24 protein-coding genes, 1 other RNA gene and 1 riboswitch are annotated in these 22,582 nt (G+C 68.9%); of the genes, 19 read left to right on the forward strand and 6 right to left on the reverse strand.

All coding sequences use genetic code 11. The features are described from left to right. The first annotated feature begins 189 nt into the window (after positions 1–189). Positions 190–741, forward strand: a complete 552-nt coding sequence (gene uraD, locus NMB43_RS16530; RefSeq protein ID WP_494349261.1) for a 2-oxo-4-hydroxy-4-carboxy-5-ureidoimidazoline decarboxylase — start codon at positions 190–192, stop codon at positions 739–741. A gap of 24 nt (positions 742–765) precedes the next feature. On the opposite strand, the gene NMB43_RS16535 is transcribed toward uraD, so the two are convergent. From NMB43_RS16535 to NMB43_RS16560, 6 genes are all read right to left on the reverse strand, one after another. Further along, a complete protein-coding gene (locus NMB43_RS16535) occupies positions 766–1,752 on the reverse strand; it encodes a LysR family transcriptional regulator (RefSeq protein ID WP_494349262.1) in 987 nt (328 codons plus the stop codon). Positions 1,753–2,347: 595 nt separating this feature from the next. Continuing rightward, complete coding sequence (locus NMB43_RS16540) at positions 2,348–3,160, reverse strand: sulfite exporter TauE/SafE family protein (RefSeq protein ID WP_494349263.1); 813 nt, start codon at positions 3,158–3,160, stop codon at positions 2,348–2,350. Next, a complete protein-coding gene (locus tag NMB43_RS16545) occupies positions 3,157–3,624 on the reverse strand; it encodes an EVE domain-containing protein (protein ID WP_494349264.1) in 468 nt (155 codons plus the stop codon). The genes NMB43_RS16540 and NMB43_RS16545 overlap by 4 nt, the downstream gene beginning before the upstream one ends. Positions 3,625–3,676: 52 nt before the next feature. Then, a non-coding RNA gene (gene ssrS / locus NMB43_RS16550) (6S RNA) lies at positions 3,677–3,856 on the reverse strand. A gap of 54 nt (positions 3,857–3,910) precedes the next feature. Continuing rightward, positions 3,911–4,219, reverse strand: coding sequence for a cell division protein ZapA (locus NMB43_RS16555; protein ID WP_494349265.1), 309 nt, complete (start codon positions 4,217–4,219; stop codon positions 3,911–3,913). Continuing rightward, a complete protein-coding gene (locus NMB43_RS16560) occupies positions 4,216–4,422 on the reverse strand; it encodes a hypothetical protein (RefSeq protein ID WP_494349266.1) in 207 nt (68 codons plus the stop codon). The genes NMB43_RS16555 and NMB43_RS16560 overlap by 4 nt, the downstream gene beginning before the upstream one ends. Before the next feature lie 64 nt (positions 4,423–4,486). Further along, a riboswitch (cobalamin riboswitch) is annotated at positions 4,487–4,683 on the forward strand. A 124-nt stretch (positions 4,684–4,807) separates the two neighbouring features. Between NMB43_RS16560 and btuB the strand changes: the two genes are divergently transcribed. The 18 genes from btuB to NMB43_RS16650 all read left to right on the forward strand — a co-directional run bounded on the left by btuB (position 4,808) and on the right by NMB43_RS16650 (position 22,582). Further along, the gene (btuB, locus tag NMB43_RS16565) at positions 4,808–6,649 is read left to right on the forward strand and encodes a TonB-dependent vitamin B12 receptor (protein ID WP_494349267.1); all 1,842 of its coding nucleotides are present in this window, start codon (positions 4,808–4,810) and stop codon (positions 6,647–6,649) included. A 54-nt stretch (positions 6,650–6,703) separates the two neighbouring features. Further along, entirely contained in the window at positions 6,704–7,321 is a 618-nt protein-coding gene (gene cobO / locus NMB43_RS16570) for a cob(I)yrinic acid a,c-diamide adenosyltransferase (RefSeq protein ID WP_494349268.1), read from the forward strand. A 13-nt stretch (positions 7,322–7,334) separates the two neighbouring features. Continuing rightward, positions 7,335–8,258, forward strand: coding sequence for an adenosylcobinamide-phosphate synthase CbiB (cbiB, locus tag NMB43_RS16575; RefSeq protein ID WP_494349269.1), 924 nt, complete (start codon positions 7,335–7,337; stop codon positions 8,256–8,258). Continuing rightward, complete coding sequence (gene cobD, locus NMB43_RS16580) at positions 8,248–9,249, forward strand: threonine-phosphate decarboxylase CobD (protein WP_494349270.1); 1,002 nt, start codon at positions 8,248–8,250, stop codon at positions 9,247–9,249. Before cbiB ends, cobD begins: the two co-directional genes overlap by 11 nt. After that, the gene (locus tag NMB43_RS16585) at positions 9,246–10,859 is read left to right on the forward strand and encodes a cobyric acid synthase (protein ID WP_494349271.1); all 1,614 of its coding nucleotides are present in this window, start codon (positions 9,246–9,248) and stop codon (positions 10,857–10,859) included. Before cobD ends, NMB43_RS16585 begins: the two co-directional genes overlap by 4 nt. A gap of 34 nt (positions 10,860–10,893) precedes the next feature. After that, a complete protein-coding gene (locus tag NMB43_RS16590; RefSeq protein WP_494349272.1) occupies positions 10,894–11,868 on the forward strand; it encodes a FecCD family ABC transporter permease in 975 nt (324 codons plus the stop codon). Next, positions 11,865–12,671: an ABC transporter ATP-binding protein gene (locus NMB43_RS16595; protein ID WP_494349273.1), complete on the forward strand. Its 807-nt coding sequence runs from the start codon at positions 11,865–11,867 to the stop codon at positions 12,669–12,671. The genes NMB43_RS16590 and NMB43_RS16595 overlap by 4 nt, the downstream gene beginning before the upstream one ends. Positions 12,672–12,853: 182 nt before the next feature. Further along, a complete protein-coding gene (locus NMB43_RS16600) occupies positions 12,854–13,750 on the forward strand; it encodes a cobalamin-binding protein (protein WP_494349274.1) in 897 nt (298 codons plus the stop codon). Between the two features lie 127 nt (positions 13,751–13,877). After that, complete coding sequence (gene cobU / locus NMB43_RS16605) at positions 13,878–14,399, forward strand: bifunctional adenosylcobinamide kinase/adenosylcobinamide-phosphate guanylyltransferase (RefSeq protein WP_494349275.1); 522 nt, start codon at positions 13,878–13,880, stop codon at positions 14,397–14,399. Further along, on the forward strand, positions 14,396–14,899 hold the full coding sequence (locus NMB43_RS16610; RefSeq protein ID WP_494349276.1) for an O-acetyl-ADP-ribose deacetylase: 504 nt from the start codon (positions 14,396–14,398) through the stop codon (positions 14,897–14,899). The genes cobU and NMB43_RS16610 overlap by 4 nt, the downstream gene beginning before the upstream one ends. Next, entirely contained in the window at positions 14,896–15,951 is a 1,056-nt protein-coding gene (cobT, locus tag NMB43_RS16615) for a nicotinate-nucleotide--dimethylbenzimidazole phosphoribosyltransferase (protein ID WP_494349277.1), read from the forward strand. The genes NMB43_RS16610 and cobT overlap by 4 nt, the downstream gene beginning before the upstream one ends. Next, positions 15,948–16,712 (forward strand): adenosylcobinamide-GDP ribazoletransferase, encoded by a 765-nt coding sequence (locus NMB43_RS16620; protein ID WP_494349278.1) that lies wholly within the window; start codon positions 15,948–15,950, stop codon positions 16,710–16,712. Before cobT ends, NMB43_RS16620 begins: the two co-directional genes overlap by 4 nt. After that, complete coding sequence (cobC, locus tag NMB43_RS16625) at positions 16,706–17,254, forward strand: alpha-ribazole phosphatase family protein (RefSeq protein WP_494349279.1); 549 nt, start codon at positions 16,706–16,708, stop codon at positions 17,252–17,254. The genes NMB43_RS16620 and cobC overlap by 7 nt, the downstream gene beginning before the upstream one ends. Positions 17,255–17,323: 69 nt before the next feature. Further along, on the forward strand, positions 17,324–18,448 hold the full coding sequence (rfaQ, locus tag NMB43_RS16630; protein ID WP_494349280.1) for a putative lipopolysaccharide heptosyltransferase III: 1,125 nt from the start codon (positions 17,324–17,326) through the stop codon (positions 18,446–18,448). Next, the gene (locus NMB43_RS16635; protein WP_494349281.1) at positions 18,445–19,665 is read left to right on the forward strand and encodes a glycosyltransferase family 4 protein; all 1,221 of its coding nucleotides are present in this window, start codon (positions 18,445–18,447) and stop codon (positions 19,663–19,665) included. Before rfaQ ends, NMB43_RS16635 begins: the two co-directional genes overlap by 4 nt. Before the next feature lie 30 nt (positions 19,666–19,695). Continuing rightward, entirely contained in the window at positions 19,696–20,817 is a 1,122-nt protein-coding gene (locus NMB43_RS16640; protein WP_494349282.1) for a glycosyltransferase family 4 protein, read from the forward strand. Next, on the forward strand, positions 20,814–21,986 hold the full coding sequence (locus NMB43_RS16645) for a glycosyltransferase family 9 protein (RefSeq protein ID WP_494349283.1): 1,173 nt from the start codon (positions 20,814–20,816) through the stop codon (positions 21,984–21,986). Before NMB43_RS16640 ends, NMB43_RS16645 begins: the two co-directional genes overlap by 4 nt. Then, positions 21,983–22,582 carry a DUF4254 domain-containing protein gene (locus NMB43_RS16650; protein ID WP_494349284.1) on the forward strand — a complete coding sequence of 200 codons (600 nt, stop codon included), beginning with the start codon at positions 21,983–21,985 and terminating at the stop codon, positions 22,580–22,582. Before NMB43_RS16645 ends, NMB43_RS16650 begins: the two co-directional genes overlap by 4 nt.

A 22,582-nucleotide genomic window follows, 5' to 3' on the forward strand; every position in this document is an offset into this window, starting at 1 on the left:
CCTTGGCAAAATCTCCTCGCCAAGTTTTGCATACAATCCACAAACCAGAATGCACACAAAAAGTGCCTGGCGGGTCAATCCAGTGCATCTGCTCATACGCCTGACTCGAAAGGCGGTATACCGGCGGACGGCTTGTGTCGGCCCGGCGCCCTTCCTAAGCTCACAGCACGATCACGACGCGCCCCCGCCATGCCTTCCACGCTCACCCCGCCCGCCACGCTCCAGGCCTGCCAGCTCAGTGCCGCCACCCTGTCCGCTCTGAGCGAAGAGGATTTTGTCGCCGCGCTGGACGGCATCTTCGAACACTCGCCCTGGGTTGCCCGGCGCGCCTGGCAGAAGCGCCCCTTCGCCAGTCGCGACGCGCTGGCCGAGGCCTTGGTGGGAGAAATGATGGCGGCCGCCGAAAGTGAGCAACTGGCCCTGATCCGCGCCCACCCCGAGTTGGCGGGCAAGGCCGCCATCGCCGGGCAGCTCACGAAAGAATCAACCCAGGAACAGGGCGGCGCCGGCCTCGGCGCCTGCACGCCGGAGGAGTTCGCGCGCCTGCAGCAGCTCAACGCCGACTACGGCGCGCGCTTCGGCCACCCCTTCATCCTCGCGGTGCGTGGTTACACGCGGCAGCAGATCATCGAGACCTTTGCCAGCCGCCTGGGCAACGAACCACAGGAGGAAAGGATGGAATGCCTGCGCCAGATCGCACGCATCGCCCGCCTGCGCCTGGAAGACCGGCTCGCGCCCTGAGGCCGCCCCCGCAGGGCCCGCGACTCACACCACGCGCAATTCGCCCAGTGCGCGCCGCACCGGCTCGGCACGCGGCACCTGCACCTCGGTCGCCGCGCGGGCGAGCTTCACGATCTGCTCGCGGAACCAGCGGCATTCCTCGGCATGCTGTGTGCGGTCATGCCACAGCAGATAGAAGCTCATCTTGGGGAAGTCGATCGGCGAGCGCACGATGCTCAGCGGCTGGATGTCTGCGCAATGCTCGGCGAACATGCGCGGCCCGGTGAACAGCATGTCCGTCTGCAGCAAGACATAGGGCACCAGGTTGAAGTAAGGCACATAGGCCATGACCTTGCGCTTGAGACGCTCGCGCGCCAGATGCAGATCGATCACACCACGCCGGCCGACCGAGTACGGCGTCGGCGCCAGATGCTCGGCATCCAGGTATTGCTTGATGCTCAGCGGGCGTGCGGCGAGCGGATGGTCGGAGCGCATCAGGCACACCACCTCCTCCTCGAACAGCGTGGTGATCCGCAGTTGCTCCGGCGGCTGCGGCCAGTTGCCGATCACCACATCCAGCTCGCCGGACTCCAGCGCTTGCGCGAAGTCCTGATCCGGCCCCAGCGAGTGGAACACGATCTGCGACTGCGGCGCGAACTGGCGCATATGCGAGGTGATGCGCGCCAGCAGCGTGGCATGCAGGTAGTCCGGCGTCGCAATATTGAACACGCGACGCGTCAGTGCCGGGTCGAATCGCACCTGGCCATTGACGATGGATTCGATGCTGGCCAGCGCCTGCTTGACCGGCTCCAGCAGCGCCGCACCACGCTCGGTCGGCGTCATGCCGTCGCGCGAGCGCACCAACAGCGGGTCGCCAGTGATTTCACGCAAGCGACGCAGCGAAGTGCTGACCGCCGGCTGCGACTGATTCAGGCGGCGCGCGGCGCGCGACACACTGCACTCGGTCAGCAGCGCATGCAGCACGCGCAAAAGATGTACGTCGATGGATTCCCAGTTTCCGCCCAATGCCATAAGACCCCCTCGAATTCAGAACGGCCGCACCATGCCGGTGCACGGACGGCCCAATTCCACGGGTCATGCAACGGTCGTGCCATACCAGGCATGGGCACCCGATCAGAAACAAAAAGTCACGTCCTGGCCGTCGGACATAAAAAAACGGGAAGCCACTTCGTGGCTTCCCGTCCCCAATAGAGGAAATCCGTATCCGGATTTCCCTCCCCCTACTGAATGTTCCTGCTCCTCCCGGCGACACGCCCAGAGTCGATCTATTCCGTGTCCTGCACGCGGGCCGGTCCCCAGGACCGGCTGCCGCGCAGTGCTACCTACTTCTACCGCCGCTCGCCGGGGGCTGATGCCCCGGTCGGCGGCGCTTTATTTGCAAGCCTGGTGGCTGCTATGTCTCCAACATCCTCGCGGTGTGCCTTGGCGTCGTTTTTTGACGCGGAAGCAATTCCGAGTGCTGCGCATTCTGACAGATCATTTGCCCTTATGTAGGTATAAATCCCGCTGTTCCGCTTAAAACTTTTCTATGGTGCACTGCATGTAAGGGTTATCCCTAGGTTATGAATTCATGCGGGTTTGCGCCTTTAGTGCACAGCAGCAAAACTCAGGTCCAGACACTGCTCAGCATCTTCGCCGCCAGCACGACCAACAACCCTGCAAAGACACGCTTGAGCATCAGCACCGGCATGCGGTGCGCCATGCGCGCACCGATTGGCGCGGTGATCATGCTGGCCACGATCAGGCATACCAGGGCGGGCAGATACAGGTAGCCGATGCTGCCCGGCGGCAGCTCGGCCTGCCCCCAACCGTTCCACAGGTAGCCCAGCGTTCCGAATATGGCGATCGGCAAGCCCATTGCCGAAGCCGTGCCAATGGCCTGCTGGATGCGCACATTGCACCAGGTCAGCCAGGACACGGTTAGCGAGCCTCCGCCAATGGCCACCAGCGCCGACACGCAGCCGATCAGACCGCCCGCCAGGCTGACCCCGCGCCAGCTGGGCAACTCGCGTCCCGGCTTGGGCTTGAGGCCGAAAGCCATCTGTATTGCGATGACCAGGATGAACAGGCCGAAGAACAGCGCCAGTCCCCGCGTCGGCGCATACGCTGCGATGCGCGTGCCGACGAAGGTCCCCACCAGCACCCCTGGCACCACCATGCGCACGACCGGCCAGATGACGGCGCCATGCGCATGGTGGGTGCGCAGGCTGGAAATCGAGGTGAAGATGATGGTCGCCATCGAGGTGCCCAGCGCCAGATGCAGCAAGTGCGCGTGGGCGAAGCCCTGGGCGTCGAACAACATGGTCAGCACCGACACGATCAGGACGCCGCCGCCTATGCCCAGCAGCCCGGCGAGGTAGCCGGAAACAAGTCCCACGAGGAAGTACGCCAGCCACCACCCATCCGGGCTCAGGATCATTCAGATTCCTCCATCAGACGACACAGGAACTGCCACTCCTCGGGTGCCACCGGCGTGATCGACAGCCGGTTGGCCTTCTGCAGCACACGCATCTGCGCCAGCTCGGGCGCGGCCCGCATGACCGCCAGGTCGACGAACGCGGTCTTCCTGACGAGCTGGACATCGACGTTGAGCCAGCGGGGATTGTCGCGCGTGGACTTGGGATCGAAGAACCGGCTGGCGGCGTCGAACTGCGTTTCGTCCGGATAGGCGTGGGAGGCGATGCGCACGATGCCGGCAATCCCGGGTCGCGGGCAGGAGGAATGGTAGAAGAAAGCTTCGTCGCCGATGCGCATGACATCGCGCATGAAGTTGCGCGCCTGATAGTTGCGCACGCCATACCAGGCGACCGTCTGCTGCGGCAGGGCGGCCAGGTCATCAATGGAACAGTCGTCGGGTTCGGACTTCATCAGCCAGTGACGCATCGCTTTTCCTCCGCACAAAAACAAAACGCGGCTTGCGCCGCGTTTCGAATGGGGATCCCCCGCAGATGCCGCCAGACCGTCATCCTGAACCGAGGGTTCAGGGGGCTGCCGACTACCCGCATCAGGTGCGCCCGACGGAGGGGCGCGCGCAACAGCGGTCTTGCATCGGCGGCCATGTCACGTGGACATTGGTTCAAGGAGTATGTGGTCTCAACGAACACCGCAGGGGAAAACTTGCTGGACCTTGCGTGCGCCAACGCGCTCGCATGGTCCCGAAACCTGTCATCTAAAAGAGCTTCTCCTGGCGCGCCATCGCTTCTTCAACGCGCTCGGTCATGGCTGAAATCTTACGCCGGTAGGCCGGGATGTCCAAGCCTGCGCCGCGCTGGCTGCTGACGAATTCGTGCGCGATATCGAGCGCGGCCATCACCGCCAGTGTCTCACCTCCACTGGCAGTGCGGCCTGCAAGTTTTTGCAACTTTTCCGCCACCAGAGTCACGGCGGCTTCCAGGCTGTCGCGCTCGCCGGGCTTGACCGCCACGGTGAATTGTTTGCCCAGCAACTGGATGTCCAGCGTCTCGGTACCGCCGCTCATGACGCCTCCTCGCTGGCCGGCAGGCGGGCCAGCACACGCTCGACGCGTTGCACGGCGACGTCGACCTTGCTGGCCAGGCGCTGGTTCTCGGCTTCAAGCTGGGTCACCCGCTCCTGCAACTGGCGGTTCTCACCGCGCAAGCGTTGGTACTCGTCGAGCAGCTCGGCGAGGCGGGTTTCGAGCAGGGCGATTTCCTTGTCCATGTGAAGGATGGTAGAGGCGCCGCGCGCGCCGGGTCAAGCCGCGGGGCCTGCCGCAGATCGGGTATCATCGCGCCTCGCCTGAGGTGTCCCGTCCGCGTGTCGCGGCCGGGGTGAAACGGGAAGCCGGTCAGAATCCGGCGCTGCCCCCGCAACGGTAGGTGAGTCAAGCCTTGCATCCGCCACTGTGCTTCGCACGGGAAGGCGCAAGGTCGGCGCAAGCCGCTCACGAGCCCGGAGACCGGCCACAGTCGTTGCGTGCGCGTTGCGGTGGGCAATGTTGCGGTTCCGCCCGTCATTGCCGTCGGGCGCGACTGCCTCTGTCCATTCTCCCAACGCGCGGTTTCTATCCGAACGATCCGCGCGGGTGAGCGCGGAGGGAGTCCACATGAAGTACCCGCAGTATCCCCAATCCAATCATTTCATCCTGAAATCCGCCGGCCTCGTGCTTGCCCTGGGCGCCGCCTTCGCGGCACAGGCCGCCGAGCCCGAACTACCGGCCAGCGTGATTACCGCCGACCGCGTGGCGCGCAGCGCGGACGACACGCTGGTGCCCGTCAGCGTGATCACGCGCCAGGACATCGAGCGCCTGCAGGCACGCAGCATCGACGACCTGTTGCGCGGCCTGCCGGGCGTGAGCCTCAGCAACACAGGCGGGCGTGGCAAGCAGACCTCGCTGTTCCTGCGTGGCACCAATTCCGACCATGTGCTGGTACTGATCGACGGCATCAAGATCGGTTCGGCCACCTCGGGCACGGCCGCATTGCAGGACATTCCGGTCGACCAGATCGAGCGCATCGAACTGGTACGCGGGCCGCGTGCGAGCCTCTATGGTTCCGAGGCCATTGGTGGCGTGCTGCAGATCTTCACCCGCAAGGGCGGCGGCAAGCTCACCCCATCCTTCAGCCTGGGCGGCGGCAGCCACAACACCCTCAACGGTTCGGCCAACCTGGCCGGCGGCAGCGACAAGAGCTGGTTCAACCTGGGCGTCAGCGCTGAACGAACGAGCGGATTCAATGCCTGCTACGGCACGGGTGGCGGCTGTTTCGCCAATCAACCGGACAAGGACGCATATGACGAGCAGAGCTTCGCGCTGCGCGGCGGCTACCGTTTCGGCGCGAGCACCTCACTCGAACTACAAGCCCTCAGCGGCTATAGCCACAACGAGTTCGACGGCAACTTCCAGAATCAGGGCAAGACCCGCCTGCAGCTCTTCGGCGGCACCCTGCGCTTCGCCCCCACCTCCATGTGGAACAGCGAGCTGCGCCTGGGTCAGAGCCGCGACGACAACACCAACTACCTCGACGACAGCTTCGCTTCCCGCTTCAACACGACGCGCGACAGCCTGAGCTGGCAGAACGATCTGAGTTTCGCCGAAGGCCAGTTGCTGACCCTGGGCATCGACGCGCAGCGCGACAAGGTGGATAGCGACACGGCCTATACCGTCAGCTCGCGTGATAACAAGGCCATTTTCGGCCAGTACTCGGGCAGCTTCGGCGCAGCCGACCTGCAGTTCGCCCTGCGTGGCGACGACAACGAGCAGTTCGGCCAGCACACCACGGGCAGCCTGGGCGCCGGCTACAGCTTCTCGTCCGCACTGCGTCTCACCGCTGGCGTGGGCACCGCCTTCAAGGCCCCCAGCTTCAACCAGCTCTACTACCCTGGCTACGGCAATGCCGACCTCAAGCCGGAGCGTGCGCGCAACCTGGAACTGGGCTTGTCGGGACAGGCCGGCGAGTTCAAGTGGGGTGCCAATCTGTTCAGGATGCAGATCAACGACCTGATCGGCGGATACCCGCTGACCAACACCGCCAAGGCGCGCATCACGGGGCTGGAACTGACGGCCAGCCAGCGCATCCAGAACACCCAACTGGGCGCGGCACTGACCCTGCAGGACCCGGAAGACCGCTCCGACGGTTCGTCCAGCTACGGCAAGCAACTGGCGCGCCGCGCGCGGCAGATCGGGCGCCTCGACCTCGACCAGTACTTCGGCCGCTGGAGTCTGGGCGCCACGCTGAGCGGCCAGGGCACGCGCTATGACGATGCAGCCAACAAGGTGAAGCTGGGTGGCTACGCGCTGTTCGACCTGCGCGGCGAGTACAGTTTCGATGCGGCCTGGCGCCTGCAGGCACGGATCGAAAACCTGTTCGACAAGCGCTACGAGACCGCTGCGTACTACAACCAGCCCGGCTTCGGTGCCTATCTGACCCTGCGTTACGAACCGAAGTAAGCAGTACACGCCCGGCTGCAAGGCCGGGCGCCCCGCCCCCCATGGAGATTCACGATGAGCGAACAAAACCGCGATGCCAACCGGGAAGAACGCCACAAGGCGCGCATGGCACGCAAGAAAGAAATCATCGACGCCCACATCGCCGCCGCTGACACGGAACGCGGCCTGCTGCTGGTCAACACCGGCAACGGCAAGGGCAAGAGCAGCGCCGCTTTCGGTGTGCTGGCGCGCGCCCTGGGCCACGGCATGAACTGCGCCGTGGTGCAGTTCATCAAGAGCCGCTCCGACACCGGCGAAGAGGCCTTCTTCCGCGATCACCCGCGCGTCCGTTGGCATGTGATGGGCGATGGCTTCACCTGGGACACGCAGAATGACGCACAGGACAAGGCCACCGCGCGCCGCGCCTGGGAGCAGGTGCTCACCTACCTGCACGACCCGGCGATCGACCTGCTGATCATCGACGAATTCACCTACGCGCTCAGCTACCAGTGGCTGCCGGTGGAAGAAGTCGTCCACGAATTGGAAGGGCGCCCGCCGATGCAGCATGTGATCATCACCGGGCGGGCGGCGCACCAGGGTCTGATCGAGATCGCCGACACGGTGACCGAGATGCATCTGGTGAAACACGCCTATCACGCCGGCGTGAAAGCCATGCCCGGTGTCGAATGGTGAGTGCCGCGCCGGCATGAGCCTGAGCCTGGCCCTCGTGCTCGGCGTACTGCTCGACCGCGCCTTCGGCGAGCCGGCACGCTGGCATCCGCTGGTGGGATTCGGGCGTACCGCCGCCTGGCTGGAGCAGCGCCTCAATCGCGGCCGCGCACGTCTGCTGCGCGGCGCGCTGGGCTGGCTGCTGCTGGTGCTGCCACCCGCCTTGCTGATCGGCTTGTTGCGCGCCCAGGGGCCGGGCTGGCTGATCGACGCACTCGCGCTCTACCTCGCCCTCGGCGCACGCTCACTCGATGAGCATGCCAAGAGCATCGCCCGCCCCCTGCTGGATGGGAACCTGAGCGCCGCCCGCCAGCAGGTCTCGCGCATCGTCAGCCGCGACACCGCCACGATGGACGAGGAAGCGGTGGCCCGCGCCACCACCGAATCCGTGCTGGAGAACGGCAACGATGCGATCTTCGGCGCGCTCTTCTGGTGCGCAGTCGCGGGCGCGCCAGGCGTGGTGCTCTACCGCCTGGCCAACACGCTGGATGCGATGTGGGGCTATCGCACGGCGCGCTTCAATCTGTTCGGCCGCGTCGCCGCGCGCGCCGACGACCTGCTCAACTACCTGCCGGCCCGCCTCACCGCACTGAGCTACGCCCTGCTCGGCCACACCCGCAGCGCGCTGCATTGCTGGCGTCAGCAGGCCCCCGCCTGGACCAGCCCTAACGCCGGGCCGGTGATGGCGGCCGGGGCTGGCGCCCTGGGCCTGCGCCTGGGCGGCCCGGCCAGCTACGGCGGCGTGGCGGAAGCGCGCCCGCCGCTCGGTGCGGGCCAGCCGCCACGCGCCACCGACATCGCGCGCAGCACGCGCCTGATACGCCATAGCCTGTGGCTGTGGCTGGTCGTCTGCGCCCTACTTGAACTCTCGATACGCATTGCCACGCATCATGTCGTTTGACGTCACCCTGCTCCCCCCGCTTGCTCATGGCGGCCGCCTGCGTCGCGCCGCACAGGACTACCACATCCCCCTGCGTCACTGGCTGGACCTGTCCACCGGCATCAACCCGCTGGGCTGGCCCGTGCCCCCCGTACCCGAAGAAGTGTGGCGGCGCCTGCCTGAGGAGGAAGACGGTCTGTTGATGGCCAGCACCGCCTTCTTCGGCCACACCCGCTCGCTGCCTATCGCTGGCAGCCAGATGGCGATCCGCGCCCTGCCCCAGTTGCGCGCGGCCGGGCAAGTGGGCGTGCTGGGCAACACCTACGCAGAACACGCATACGCCTGGCATGCCGCAGGTCATCGGGTGCGCACGCTCCTGCTCGACGAGGTGGATGCCGCGCTCGACACACTGGACGCGCTGATCGTGGTGAATCCCGACAATCCGACCGGCAGCCTCATCGAACCCGCGATGCTGGCCCACTGGCACCACCGCCTGAGCCTGCGCGGCGCCTGGCTGATCGTGGATGAAGCCTTCATCGACGCCACACCGCGCGAGAGCATGGCCGCTGCCGCGGACGAACACCTCATCGTGCTGCGCTCCCTGGGCAAGTTCTGGGGCCTGGCCGGCGTGCGCGCCGGCTTCGTGCTGGCGGCCCCGCGCATACTCGATGCGCTGCGCGACTGGCTCGGGCCCTGGGCCATCAGCCACCCCGCCCGCTGGGTCGCCCAGCGCGCCCTGGCGGACCGCGCTTGGCAACAGACGGCAAGCGAACGCCTGAGCGCCGACAGCGCGCGCCTGGCCAAACTGCTGGCGGCACACGGCCTGCACTCGCCGTCCGGCACCGCCCTGTTCCGCTGGGTGCCCACCCCGCGTGCCGACGAACTGTTCGAGGCCTGCGCCCGCCGCGCCCTGCTGTTGCGTGCCTTCCCGCAAGGCCTGCGCATCGGTCTGCCCGGCACCGAAGCCGACTGGCAGAAGCTGGAGCAGGTGCTGGTCGAGGTGATGCGATGAGTGACACACATCCACGCGCACGCATGCTGATGGTCCAGGGCTGCACCTCCGACGCCGGCAAGAGCACCGTGGTCACCGCCCTCTGCCGCTGGCTCGCTGACCAGGGCCTGCGCGTGGCGCCCTTCAAGCCGCAGAACATGGCCTTGAATTCCGCCGTCACGGCGGATGGGGGAGAGATTGGCCGCGCCCAGGCCGCACAGGCCATGGCCTGCCGCATCCCGCCCACCACCGACATGAACCCGGTACTGCTCAAACCCAATACCGATGTCGGCGCGCAGGTCATCATCCAGGGCCGCGCCATCGGCAACATGGAGGCGCTGGACTACCACGCCTACAAGACCACCGCGCGCACTGCGGTGCTCGACTCCTTCGCCCGCCTCTGCGCCGCGCATGACTACGTCATTGTCGAGGGCGCTGGCTCGCCGGCCGAGATCAACCTGCGCACCAACGACATCGCCAACATGGGCTTCGCCGAAGCGGTCGACTGCCCGGTGATCCTGGTCGCCGATATCGACCGCGGCGGCGTGTTCGCGCACCTGGTCGGCACGCTGGAGCTGCTCTCCGAATCGGAGCAGGCACGCGTCAAGGGCTTCGTGATCAACCGCTTCCGTGGCGATCTGGCGCTGCTGCAGAGCGGGCTGGACTGGCTGGAGGCGCGCACCGGCAAGCCGGTGCTGGGCGTGCTGCCCTATCTGCACGGGCTGCAACTGGAGGCGGAGGATGCGATCGCGCCAGCATCGTCATTCCCGCGAAAGCGGGAATCCACTACCTGTCCGGAACAAGTGGATTCCCGCTTTCGCGGGAATGACGGCGAAGACCTGCGTGTCATCGTCCCGGTCACCCCGCGCATCTCCAACCACACCGACTTCGACGCGCTGCGCCTGCACCCGCAAGTCGATTTCCATTTCGTCGGGCCGGAGGAGTCGAGCTGGGCGCCGGGCCGCCGCAAGCCCGGCGAGGCCCCCTCGGGGGGCTGCCTGGCCAGCGGCCAGGCTGGGGGCACACACATTCCAGTGGCCGACCTCATCATTCTGCCCGGCTCCAAGGCGGTGCGCGCCGACCTTGCCTTCCTGCGCGCGCAGGGCTGGGATGCGGCCATCGCGCGCCATCTGCGCTACGGCGGCAAGCTGATCGGCATCTGCGGCGGCTTCCAGATGCTGGGGCGCGCCATCGCCGATCCGCTGGGGCTGGAGGGCGAACCGGGCAACATCGCCGGCCTGGGCTATCTCGACATGTACACCACACTGGAGGCGGAGAAGCAGTTGCGCAATGTCAGCGGCATGCTGCTGCCCGGAGGTGAAGAGATCCACGGCTACGAGATCCATGCCGGCGTAAGCGCCGGACCGGCGCTCGCGCGCCCCGCGACCCGCCTGACCGAGGGACCGGACGGTGCGCAATCGGAGGACGGGCAGATCCTTGGCAGCTATGTGCATGGTCTGTTCGATTCACCCGCCGCCTGCGACGCCCTGCTCGCCTGGGCCGGCCTGCGCGAGGCCCACGCGCCCGACATCATGGCGCTGCGCGAGGCCAGCATCGCGCGTCTGGCGGATACCATTGCGCAGCATATGGACACGGAGACGCTGATAGCGATCCTGGAGCGACGCGCATGAAGACCGGCACGCACTTCGTCATCATCCCGGCCCGATGACGCTCAAACCGCCCCCCCTCACCCTCGCCCTGCTGATCACCGCCCTCGGTGTGCCGCTGGCGCTCGTCCTGGGGTTGCTATCCGGCTCCGCCGGTTGGGGCTGGCCGAGTGCCGACATCTTCTGGCTGATCCGCCTGCCGCGCGTGCTCGCCGCCTTCGGCACCGGCGCGGCCCTGGCCCTGGCCGGCGCACTGATCCAGCTCGTCACCCGCAACCCGCTGGGCGAGCCCTATGTGCTGGGCGTCACCAGCGGCGCTTCGGTCGGCGCCATCCTCGCCCTGCTGTTGCTGCCGGCCGCCGTACCACTGGCGCCGGAGCTGGGCGCGGTGCTGGGCGCGCTGGCCAGCATGAGCCTGGTGTTCCTGCTCGCCTGGCGCAGCATGGGGCGCGGCCTCGCACTGAGCGCACACCCCGGCACGGTAGTCGTGCTGCTGGTGGGCGTGATGATCGGCGCCGCCTGCACCGCGATGATCTCCTTCATGCTGGCTGTCGCCAACGACCAGCAGTTGCGTAGCATCGTGTTCTGGCTGCTCGGCGACCTCAACGGCGCTACGCTGTGGTGGCCGGTGTGGCTCGCCACGCTCGCAGCCCTCGTCCTGACCTGGCCGCGCGCGCAGCAATTGGACTGGATGGCGCGCGGTGACGCCTGGGCCTGGACGCTCGGCGTGCCGGTCGCACAACGACGCAGGCTGGCCCTGTTCGCCGCCTGTCTCGCCACCGGCGCAGCGGTCGCCACCGCCGGCAGCGTCGGTTTCGTCGGCCTGGTGGCGCCTCACATCGTACGCCTCACCGGCCTGCGTAGCGCACGCCTGCTGCTGCCCTTCTCCGCCCTGTTCGGCGGCGTGTTCCTGGTGCTGGCCGACACCGCGGCGCGTACCCTGATCGCCCCCGCGCAGTTGCCCGTGGGGGTGATCTCGGCCGCCGTGGGCGTGCCGATCTTCCTCAGCATGCTGCTGCGGAGGCACGCATGAACACGCCCGCCCACCACGCCCTGCCCCTGCAGATCGACAGCCTCGCCCTGCACGCCGGAGGGCGCAGCAGCGGCCGTCTGCTGATCCAACGCCTGGACCTGCAGATCGACGCCGGCCAGCGCTGGGTGCTGCTGGGCCCCAACGGCGCCGGCAAGTCGACCCTGCTGCTGGCCCTGGCCGGTCTGCTGCCCCCGAATGCCGGCCGCATACGGCTCGACGGACGCGCACTGGCCGACTGGCCCGCCACCGGCCTGGCCACGCAACGCGCCTGGTGCCCGCAGTTCTGGCTCGACCCCTTCCCGGTCAGCGCCTGGGAAACGGTGGCCAGCGCCCTGATCGCCACCCACCCCGGGCTGGACGCCGACGCAGCCGAAAACAGTGCGCGTCACTGGCTGGCCGAGTTGGACGTCGCGACGCTGGCCGAACACGACGTGCGCAGCCTGTCCGGCGGCGAACGCCAGCGCGTCGCGATTGCCACCGCCTGCGCCCAACGCGCGCCCATCCTGCTGCTGGACGAACCGACCGCGCACCTCGACTGGTCGCACCAGGCGACCCTCGCCGCGTTGTTGAAGCGCTGGAGCGGTGCAGGCGGCAGCGTAATCGCCGCCCTGCACGACCTCAACCTCGCCTGGAGCTACGCCACCCACGCGCTGCTGCTGGACGGGCGCGGCGGTGCCCTCCACGGCCCACGCGAAGAGGTCCTGCAGCCGACGCATCTGGAGGCCGCCTACGGCGTGCCGGTCAGCATCCTGGAAGACGGTGCGGGGCGTTGGTTCCGCGTCGAACTGGAGAGAAAGACATGAGCATGCCGGTCGCCCTCGCACGCTTCGTAGGGTGGGTGAGCCGTCTGCGGCATACCCCGCCACAAGGCTTAACTGCCCCGCCCCCCCTTGTCAGGGGGGAGACCGCGCGAAGGCCTGCGCGACCTCCCTTCCCTGACAAGGGAAGGGAAGGGGATGGGTTGGGTCGCGGCGGCTTGTGGCGCATGCAGCTCACCCACCCTACGGCGATCCTTCTGTGTGTCTTTGCCGGTCTGGCCCACGCCGCCCCGGTCAAGGACGATGCCGGCCATACGTTGGACCTCGCGCGCCCGGCACAACGCGTGATCTCGCTCGCCCCCAGCCTGACGGAAATGCTCTACGCGGTCGGTGGCGGCGACACCCTGGTCGGCGCGGTGGAGTACAGCGACTACCCGCCTGCGGCGCGCGCCGTGCCCCGCATCGGCAGCAACCAGAAGCTGGACCTGGAACGCATCGCCACGCTGAAGCCCGATCTGGTGCTGGTGTGGTACCACGGCAACGCGCAACGCGAGGTGGCGACGCTCGCCGCGCTGGGCATCCCGATGTTCTACCTGGAGCCCAAGACCATCGCCGACATCCCCGGTGCCATGCAACGCATCGGCCAACTGATCGGCCGCAACAATGAGGCGGACACTGCCGTGCAGGCCTTCCGCACGCGTCACGCCGCACTGCGCGCACGCGACGCCCAGCGCCCGCCGCTGCGCGTGTTCTACCAGATCGCCGAACGCCCGCTGCTGACCATCAACGACCAGCAGATCATCTCCGACGTGCTGCGCCTGTGCGGCGGCGTCAATGTCTTCGGCCAGGAACGCATGCTGGTGCCGCAACTGTCCACCGAGAGCGTCGTGGCGAAGAACCCGGATGTCATGTTCGCCACGCGCATGGGTGACGACCCGACGCCGCTGCGCCGGCCAGACGACGCCAGCTTCGCCACCTGGCGCCGCTTCGCCAGCCTCAAGGCAGTGCGCACGGGTCAGCAGTGGCTGATCTCGGGCGATCTGATCAGCCGCCACGGGCCGCGCATCCTGGATGCGGCGGAATCGGTGTGCAGCGCGCTCGACGAGGCGAGGAAGACACGATGAAGTCTCGACTAAGCAACCCATCCCCGCCCCTTCCCTTGTCAGGGAAGGGCGATCGCTCAGCCCGCCGCCCACGCTCCCCCCTGACAAGGATGGCCGGCGAGGTTGAAGCCGCGCCGAGGCCACACGCATGAGCAGCCACCTCATCCTCGGCGGCGCCCGCTCCGGCAAGAGCGGCTACGCGCAGCGCCTGGCCGAGGCCCATGGCGGCGCGGTCGACTTCGTCGCCACGGCCGAAGTCCTCGACGCCGAGATGGCAAAGCGCATCGCCCGCCATCGCGCCGAGCGCCCGGCGCACTGGCAGCTCACCGAAGCGCCGGTGGAGCTGCCGGCCGCGCTGCGCAGCCTGTGCCAGCCCGGCCGCTGCGTGCTGGTCGACTGCCTCACGCTGTGGCTGTCCAACATCCTGTGCACACGGCCAGACGAACTGGAGACGCGCATCGACGCACTGTGCGCCGCCATCCAGGCCGCCCAGGGCTGCCTGCTCCTGGTCTCCAACGAAGTCGGTTGGAGCATCGTGCCGGAGAACGCCCTGGCACGCCGCTTCCGCGACGAGCAGGGGCGCCTCAACCAGCGCGTGGCCGCGCTCGCGCAAGACGTCACCCTGGTCGCCGCCGGCCTGCCGCTGAAGCTCAAGGAGGCACGCGCATGAGCACGCTACGCTGCTGGCAAGGCGACATCACCACGCTGGCAGTGGATGCCATCGTCAACGCCGCCAACGAAAGCCTGCTCGGCGGCGGTGGCGTGGATGGGGCGATCCATCGTGCGGCCGGCCCCGGCCTGCTGGAAGAGTGTCGCCTGCTCGGCGGCTGCCCCACCGGCGAAGCGCGCATCACGCGCGGCCATCGCCTGCCAGCACGCCACGTGATCCACACCGTCGGCCCGGTCTGGCACGGCGGCACGCGCGACGAAGCGGCCCTGCTCGCCGCCTGTTACCACGCCAGCCTGCAGCTCGCCGCCCAGCACGGCCTGCGCAGCCTCGCCTTCCCCTGCATCAGCACCGGCGTCTATCGTTTCCCGCCGGAGCAGGCCGCGCGCATCGCGGTCAGTGCCGTGCGCCAGAGCGCCCATACCTCATCGCTGCAGGAAGTGATCTTCTGCTGCTTCCTCGACAGCGACCTCACGCATTACCGCCACCTCCTCACACCATGAGCCTCGCATTCTCGATCCGCCGTCCCGACCCGCAACTGCGCGCCGCCCTGCAGGCCCGCCTCGATTCCCGCACCAAGCCGCCGGGCAGCCTCGGCCGGCTGGAGGCGCTCGCGCTGCAGGTCGGGCTGATCCAGCAAAGCCTGCGCCCCGCGTTGCATGCGCCGCGCATGGTGGTGTATGCCGGCGACCACGGCGCGGCGCGCGCCGGCGTGTCCGCCTTTCCGCCCGAGGTGACGGCGCAAATGGTCGCCAATTTCCGCGCCGGTGGCGCCGCCATCAACGTGCTGTCGCGCCAGGCCGGGCTCGCCATGAGCGTGGTCGATGCCGGCGTGGCCAGCCCCTGCTTCGGGCCTGAGCACAGCGACGTGGAGTTCATCGACGCCAAGATCGCGCCGGGCACGGCGAACTACCTGGAACAGGCCGCGATGAGCGCCGACCAGTGCGCGCAGGCCCTCGCGCGCGGCGCCGCCCAGCTACGCACCTGGCATGCCGCCGGCTGCAATGCGATCGGCTTCGGCGAGATGGGCATCGGCAACACCGCTTCGGCCAGCCTGCTGACCCATGCGCTGGCCGATCTGCCGCTGGACGAGGTCATCGGACGTGGCACCGGGCTCGACGATGCCGGCCTCGCCCGCAAGCGCGCCCTGCTGGCCCAGGCTGTCGCCCGCGTCGGTGGCCGCGCGCGCGCGCCGCTGGTGGTGCTGGCCGAGTTCGGCGGCTTCGAGATCGCGATGATGACCGGCGCTTACCTCGCCGCCGCCGAGGCCGGCATGCTGATCGTGGTCGACGGCTTCATTGCCACCAGCGCCCTGCTAGTCGCCCACGCCCTGCATCCCGAAGTGCTGGACTACTGCGTGTTCTCACACTGCTCGGCCGAACCGGGCCACCAGCGACAGCTCGCCTTCCTGGGCGTGCAGCCCTTGCTGGAACTGGACCTGCGCCTGGGCGAAGGCAGCGGCGCGGCGCTCGCCTTCCCGATCATCCGCGCGGCGCTCGCGCTGATGAATGACATGGCGGGCTTCGCGGATGCTGGGGTAAGCGAAAAGCAGTGAGCGAACTCCGCCGCTTCTTCCTCGCCCTGGGCTACTTCACCCGCCTGCCCGTGCCTGCCTGGGTGGGCTGGGCGCCGGATGAGCTGAATCGTGCGGCGCGCTATTTCCCGCTCGCCGGGCTGATCGTCGGCGCCCTGTCTGCGGCTGTGTTGTGGCTCGCACTGCAGGTGCTGCCGCCCGCGCTGGCGGTGCTGCTGTCGATGGCGGCGTCTTTGCGCCTGACCGGCGCCTTCCATGAGGACGGGCTGGCCGATTCGGCCGATGGACTGGGCGGCGGCTGGCAGCGCGAGGACGTGCTGCGCATCATGAAGGACTCGCGCATCGGCACTTACGGCGCCGCCACCCTGGTGCTCGCCCTGCTCGCCAAGTTCGCCGCCCTGCAGGCGCTGGGCCTGCAGGCTGTGTGGGCGCTGCTGGCCGTGCATCCGCTGTCGCGCCTGATGGCGCTGCTGATCATGTGGCGCCTGCCCTACGTGCGGGAGGACGACAGCAGCCGGGCCAAGCCGGTGGCGCAGGGCATCGGCCCCACCGAGGTCTTGATCGGCCTGCTGGGCGGGCTGCTGCCGCTGGGCCTGCTGCTCGCCGCCGGCCTGGTCGGCGCCGTACATGCGGGCCTCGCCCTGCTGCTGGCCGCGCTCGTCACACTGTGGTGGGCGCGCCTGCTGCGCCGCCGCCTGGCCGGCTACACCGGCGACTGCCTGGGCGCCGCGCAGCAACTGAGCGAACTGGCCGCCTACTGCGCGCTGTGTGCGACATGGTGACGCGCCGGCTGCACCTGCTGCGCCATACGCCGGCCGCCATCGCGCCGGGCATCTGCTACGGGCGGAGCGATCTGCCGCTGCAGACGCCGCCGACTGCGCATGCCGCAGCCTTGCGGGCGCAGTTGCCGGCTGGCCTGCCGATCTTCAGCAGCCCCTTGCAACGCTGCGCGCAACTGGCCAGCCTGCTGGGCGAAGCAGCGCTGGATGCACGCCTGATGGAGCTGGACTTCGGCGACTGGGAATTGCAGCCCTATGCCACGCTGCCGCGCGCGGCACTGGATGCCTGGGCCGCCGACCCCTGGGGCTTCTGTCCCCCGGGTGGCGAGAGCGGGGCCCAAATGGCGGCACGCGTGATCGCCTGCCTGGATGCGCTGCTGGCACGCCATGACGAGTTGATCATCGTGTCGCACGGCGGCCCGCTGCGCGCGATCACCGGCCATCTGCTGGGCCTGCCACGCGAAGCCTGGCTGGCGCAGGACATGCCGCTGGGCACCTGCGTGCGCCTGGACGGCGACGCGCAAAGCCGCTGGCAGCGCGCCTGAGCCCCCGCCGGCCTGCGGCCGCAGGCGGATTCACGCATAATCCGCGCAGTCTTTCCCGCACCACACACCATGCCCTTCGCCACGCCCGGTTATCTTGCCGATGCCATCGACCCGGCCCAGCTCCAGCGCGCGCTGATCATCAAGCTGCGCCACCACGGTGACGTGCTGCTGGCCTCACCGGTGCCGGCCGCGCTGAAGGCCGCCGCGCCACAGTGCGAGATCGACGCCCTGGTGTTTGCCGACACCGCCGCCATGCTCAGCGGGCACCCGGCGCTGGCGCAGTTGCACACCCTGGATCGCAATGCCAAGAAGCAAGGCCTGCTCGCGCAATGGCGTGCCGAGCGCGCGCTGTACCGGGCGCTCAAGGCGCGCGGCTATGACCTGATCGTGCACCTGACCGATCATCCGCGTGGTGCCTGGCTGAGCCGCTTGCTCAAGCCGCGCTGGGCGGTGGCACCGCAGCGCAAGGGCAACCCGGGCTGGTGGAAGAAGAGCTTCACCCATCTGTTCAAGACGGTCGGCGGTGGCCGTCGTCATACGGTGGAAATGCACCTGGATGCGCTGCGCCGCCTGGGCATCCAGCCCGCCGAGGCAGATCGTCGCCTGGTGCTGGTGGCCGGCACCGAGGCCGCGGCCTCGCTGCAGGCCAAGCTACGTTCCGCCGGCCTCGACGAGCGCCCCTTCATCCACTTTCACCCCGCCTCGCGCTGGTTCTTCAAATGCTGGCCGGTGGAGCGCAATGCCGCCCTGCTGGCCGCCCTGGTCGCGCGTGGCGAGACGGTGGTGCTGAGCGCGGCACCGGACGAGCGCGAACACAACATGATCGCCGCCATCCTGCGGCGCAGCGGTGTGGCGGGCAGCCCGCAACTGGTCGACCTCGCCGGCCAGCTCTCACTGAAGGAGATGGCGGCATTGAGCGCGCGCGCGCAGCTCTTCGTCGGCGTGGATTCGGCGCCGATGCACATCGCCGCGGCCGTCGGCACACCTTGCGTGGCCTTGTTCGGCCCCTCCGGCGACCGCGAATGGCACCCCTGGATGGTGCCGCAGCGCGTGATCACCAGCGAGCACCCCTGCCGCCCCTGCGGCATGGATGGCTGCGGCGGCGGCAAGCTGTCGGACTGTCTGGTGAGCATCCCGGAGCAGCGCGTGCTGGCCGCCATCGACGAGCTGCTGGGCGAGGACCCGCGCCGGTGAGCGCGCAGCCGGCCGCCACCCGGCCGATCCGCCTGGCCATCGTGCGCGCCCGCTACAACCCCTTCGGCGGCGCCGAGCGCTTCGTCGAGCGGGCACTCGCCGCGCTGGGCGAGACCGGCATCGAACTCACGCTGATCGCGCGCGAATGGGCCCAGGCCAGCGCCGCGCCGGGCGTGCGCCGGCTCATCTGCAAGCCCTTCCATCTCGGCCGGGTGTGGCGCGACGCAGGCTTCGCGCGCGCGGTGCGCCGCCTCATCGCCCGCGAGCAATTCGACCTGGTACAGAGCCACGAGCGCATTCCGGGTTGCGACATCTTCCGCGCGGGTGACGGCGTGCATGCCACCTGGCTGGCGCTGCGCGCGCGCAGCCTGTCGCCGTGGGCGCGCCTGGCGCAGGCCTGCTCGCCCTGGCATCGCTACACCTGCGCGGCAGAGGACGCGATGTTCCGCCACCCGCGCCTGCGGGCGGTGATCTGCAATTCCGACATGGTGCGGCGGGACATCGCCCGCCGCTGGCCGGCGCTGGAAGCGCGCCTGCACGTGCTGCACAACGGTGTGGACCTGGCGCGCTTTCACCCCGGCCTGCGCGACTCGCACCGCAGCCGCGTGCGCGCCGAACTGGGCACACCGCAGGACGCTCCGGTCGTGGCCTACGTCGGCTCCGGCTTCGCCCGCAAGGGGGTGCCGCAACTGTTCGCCGCCTTCGCCCGCCCCGAACTGGCCAAGGAACTGGCCGATGCCGAGCTGTGGATCATCGGCAAGGACCGCGCCGCCAAGGCGCTGCAGCGTCGCGCCGCCCGCCTCGGACTGGCTGGGCGGGTGCGCTTCCTCGGCCCGCAGCAGGACGTGGCGCCCTACCTCGGCGCGGCCGATCTGTTCGCCCTGCCCACCCTGTACGACCCGATGCCCAATGCCGCCATGGAAGCCCTCGCCTGCGGCCTGCCCCTGCTCAGCTCCACCGGCAGCGGAGCCTCGGAGCTGATCGCCGGGCGCGACTGCGGCGCCGTGGTGGAGGCACTGGACGTGGCGGCCATCGCACGCGAGACCGCCAGCCTCTTGCAGCAACTGCGCGACCCGGCACGCGCCGCCGTGCTACGCCAGGAAGCCCGCGACGCGGTGGCCGGACTGTCGGCCGAGCACATGGCGCAGGCGGCGGTCGTACTGTATCGCCGGCTGTTGAGCGGCGCCGGGCAAGCCCCCACGGGCCAAGGGCTATAATCGCCGCCGCCCGAGCCAACCCGTCCGCCCATGACCGCCAAGCGCCCGCTCCATATCGTCCACACCGAATCGTCCTGCGGCTGGGGCGGCCAGGAAATCCGCATCCTCGAAGAATCGCGCGGCATGCTCGCGCGCGGCCACCGCGTGACCCTGCTATGCCCGCGTGAATCGAACATCTACAAGCGCGCCGGCGACTGGGGCCTGCAGGCCGTCGCCCTGCCGATCCGCAAGAAGCGCCTGGGCGCGCTGCTGGCCTTGCGCACCTGGTTGAGCGAACACGCCAGCGACATCGACGTCATCAACACCCACAGCTCCACCGACAGTTGGCTCGCCGCGCTGGCCACGCTGAGCCTGCGCCAGCGCCTGCCCATCGTGCGCACGCGCCACATCTCGGCCGCCGTGGCGCCCAGCTTCGCCAACCGCTGGCTGTACGGCCGCGCCGCCAGTTATGTCGTCACCACCGGTGAGAAGCTGCGCCAGGAGCTGATCGACAACCTGGGCCTGGCCAAGGACCGCAGCGCCTCCATCCCGACCGGCATCGACACCGAACGCTTCGTGCCACGCAACCGCACTGCCGCGCGCGCCCAACTGGGGCTGGAGCAGGATGCGATCTGGATCGGCATCGTCGCCACGCTGCGCTCCTGGAAGGGCCACCGCTTCCTGCTCGACGCGCTGCGTACGCTATCCACGCCGCGCGTGCGCCTGGCCATCGTGGGCGACGGTCCGCAGCGCGAAGCCCTGCTGGCACACACCGTCGAACTCGGGCTGCAGGACCAGGTGGACTTCCCCGGCAACCAGCAGGACGTGGTGCCCTGGCTGCAGGCGATGGATGTCTTCGCCCTGCCCTCCTACGCCAACGAAGGCGTGTCGCAGGCGGTGATGCAGGCGATGGCGGTTGGCCTGCCGGTCGTGACCACCGACGTGGGCAGCATGACCGACGTGATCCGCGACGGCGAAACCGGCCTGATCGTCCCGCCCAAGGACCCGGTCGCGCTGGCCGAGGCGTTGCGCCGCCTCGTCAACGACCGCGAGTTCGCCCAGGTGCTCGGCGCGCGTGCGCGTGGCTTCGCGGTGGATCAGTGCGGCCTGGAACGCATGATCAAGCGCATGGAAAAGGTCTTCATGTTCGTCGCCGACGAGGCGGGGCGGTGAGCCGGAGCCTCAGCCGCCTGCTCCTGCTCGGCCTGCTGGCCCGCCAGACCCTGCGCGATCTGGGCCGTCGCGGCCCGGTCGCCTCGCCGCGTCGCATCCTCATCGTGCATCACCTGTTGCTGGGCGACACCCTGATGCTGGCCGCCCTGCTGGCCAAGCTGCGTCAGCAGCACCCGCAGGCCGAGATCCTGATGTGCTGCCCGCGCCCCATCCTGCCGCTGTATGCGCGCCAGCCCTGGGGGGTGCAGGCGGTCGCCTTTGACCCGCGCGATGCGGCCAGCCTGCGCACCCTGCATGCGCTGGCCCGCAGCAGCGACGGCTTCGACCTGGCCGTGGTGCCGGCGGAGAACCGGCTGTGCTGGCTGGCGCGTGCGCTCGGCGCGCGCCACATCGTGGCCTACGCCGGCGACCGCCCAGCGCACAAGAACTGGGGCGCGGACGAGCGGCGCCCCTGGCCCGCCACGCCGACCGCGCTGCCCGAGACCTTTGCCGGCCTCGTCGACGGCCCGCCACCGCCGCCCTATTCGCCCGCCCAGTGGCCGATGGAGGAAGGCGCGCCGTTCGCCCGCCCGGCCACGCCCTACGCGGTGCTGCACCTGGGCGCGAGCAGCCGCCTCAAGCTGTGGCCGCCGGCGCGCTGGACCGCGCTGGCCGACTGGCTGCAGGCGCAAGGCATCACGCCCGTGTGGAGCGCTGGCGCCAAGGAGACCGCGCTGGTCGCCGAGGTCGATCCGGCCGGTCGTTACACGAGCTACGCCGGCCAGCTCGACCTGCTGCAGATGGCCGCGCTGCTGCGTGGCGCGCGCCTGCTGGTCAGCCCGGACACCGGCATCGCCCATCTGAGCCGCGTGACTGCCACCCCCAGCGTGACCCTCTACGGTCCCGGCTCGGCGCTGCTGTGCGGTAGCAGCCCCTTCTTCGCCGCCTCGCCCAACCATGCGCTGTCGGCAGAGATCGCCTGCCGCGACCAACGCATCCTGTTCCGCCGCGAAGTCGCCTGGGTGCGCCGCTGCGGACGCGGCTTCGGCACGGCGCCGCAGCAGTGCGCCGAGGCGCGCTGCATGGCGGCGCTGACGCTGGATTCAGTACAAGAAGCCTGCCTCGCCCTGTTGCGCGAGGCGGCGCATGATTCAAGCCTTCCACACCCTGTGACCGGAGCCTCAACGTGAGCCTGATCCAAGCCGCCGACATCCTCGCCTTCCACGACCAGTGCGTGGCCGACCGCAACTGGGCCAAGCAGGGCCCGGCGCGTTTCGCCGAGGGGCTGTGGCAGTTCCTCGAACTGAACCACCGCTACAACAACCTGCTGTGGGACGAGGAAGACCTGGCGCGCCGCAAGGACGTGGCCGCCGAGGAGATCGCCGCCAACAAGCGCGCCATCGACGGCTTCAACCAGAAACGCAACGACGCCATCGAGCGCATGGACGAGGTGATCCTGTCCGCCCTGCCGTGCGCTACGCCAGGCAGCCGCCTGAACTCGGAGACCGCCGGCAGCATGATCGACCGCCTGTCCATCCTGTCGCTGAAAATCTTCCACATGGGTCTGCAGACCCAGCGCAACGAGGTCGCGGCGGAGCACATCACGACCTGCACCGCCAAGCTCGCCCGCCTGCGCGAACAGCGCGGCGACCTCGCCGGCTGCCTGGAGCAACTGCTCGCCGACTGCGCCGCCGGGCGTGCGCACTACAAGGTCTATCGCCAGTTCAAGATGTACAACGACGCGACGCTGAACCCCTGCCTGTACGGGGCGGCCAAGGCGTCCTGA

This window comes from Uliginosibacterium sangjuense (assembly GCF_059132465.1).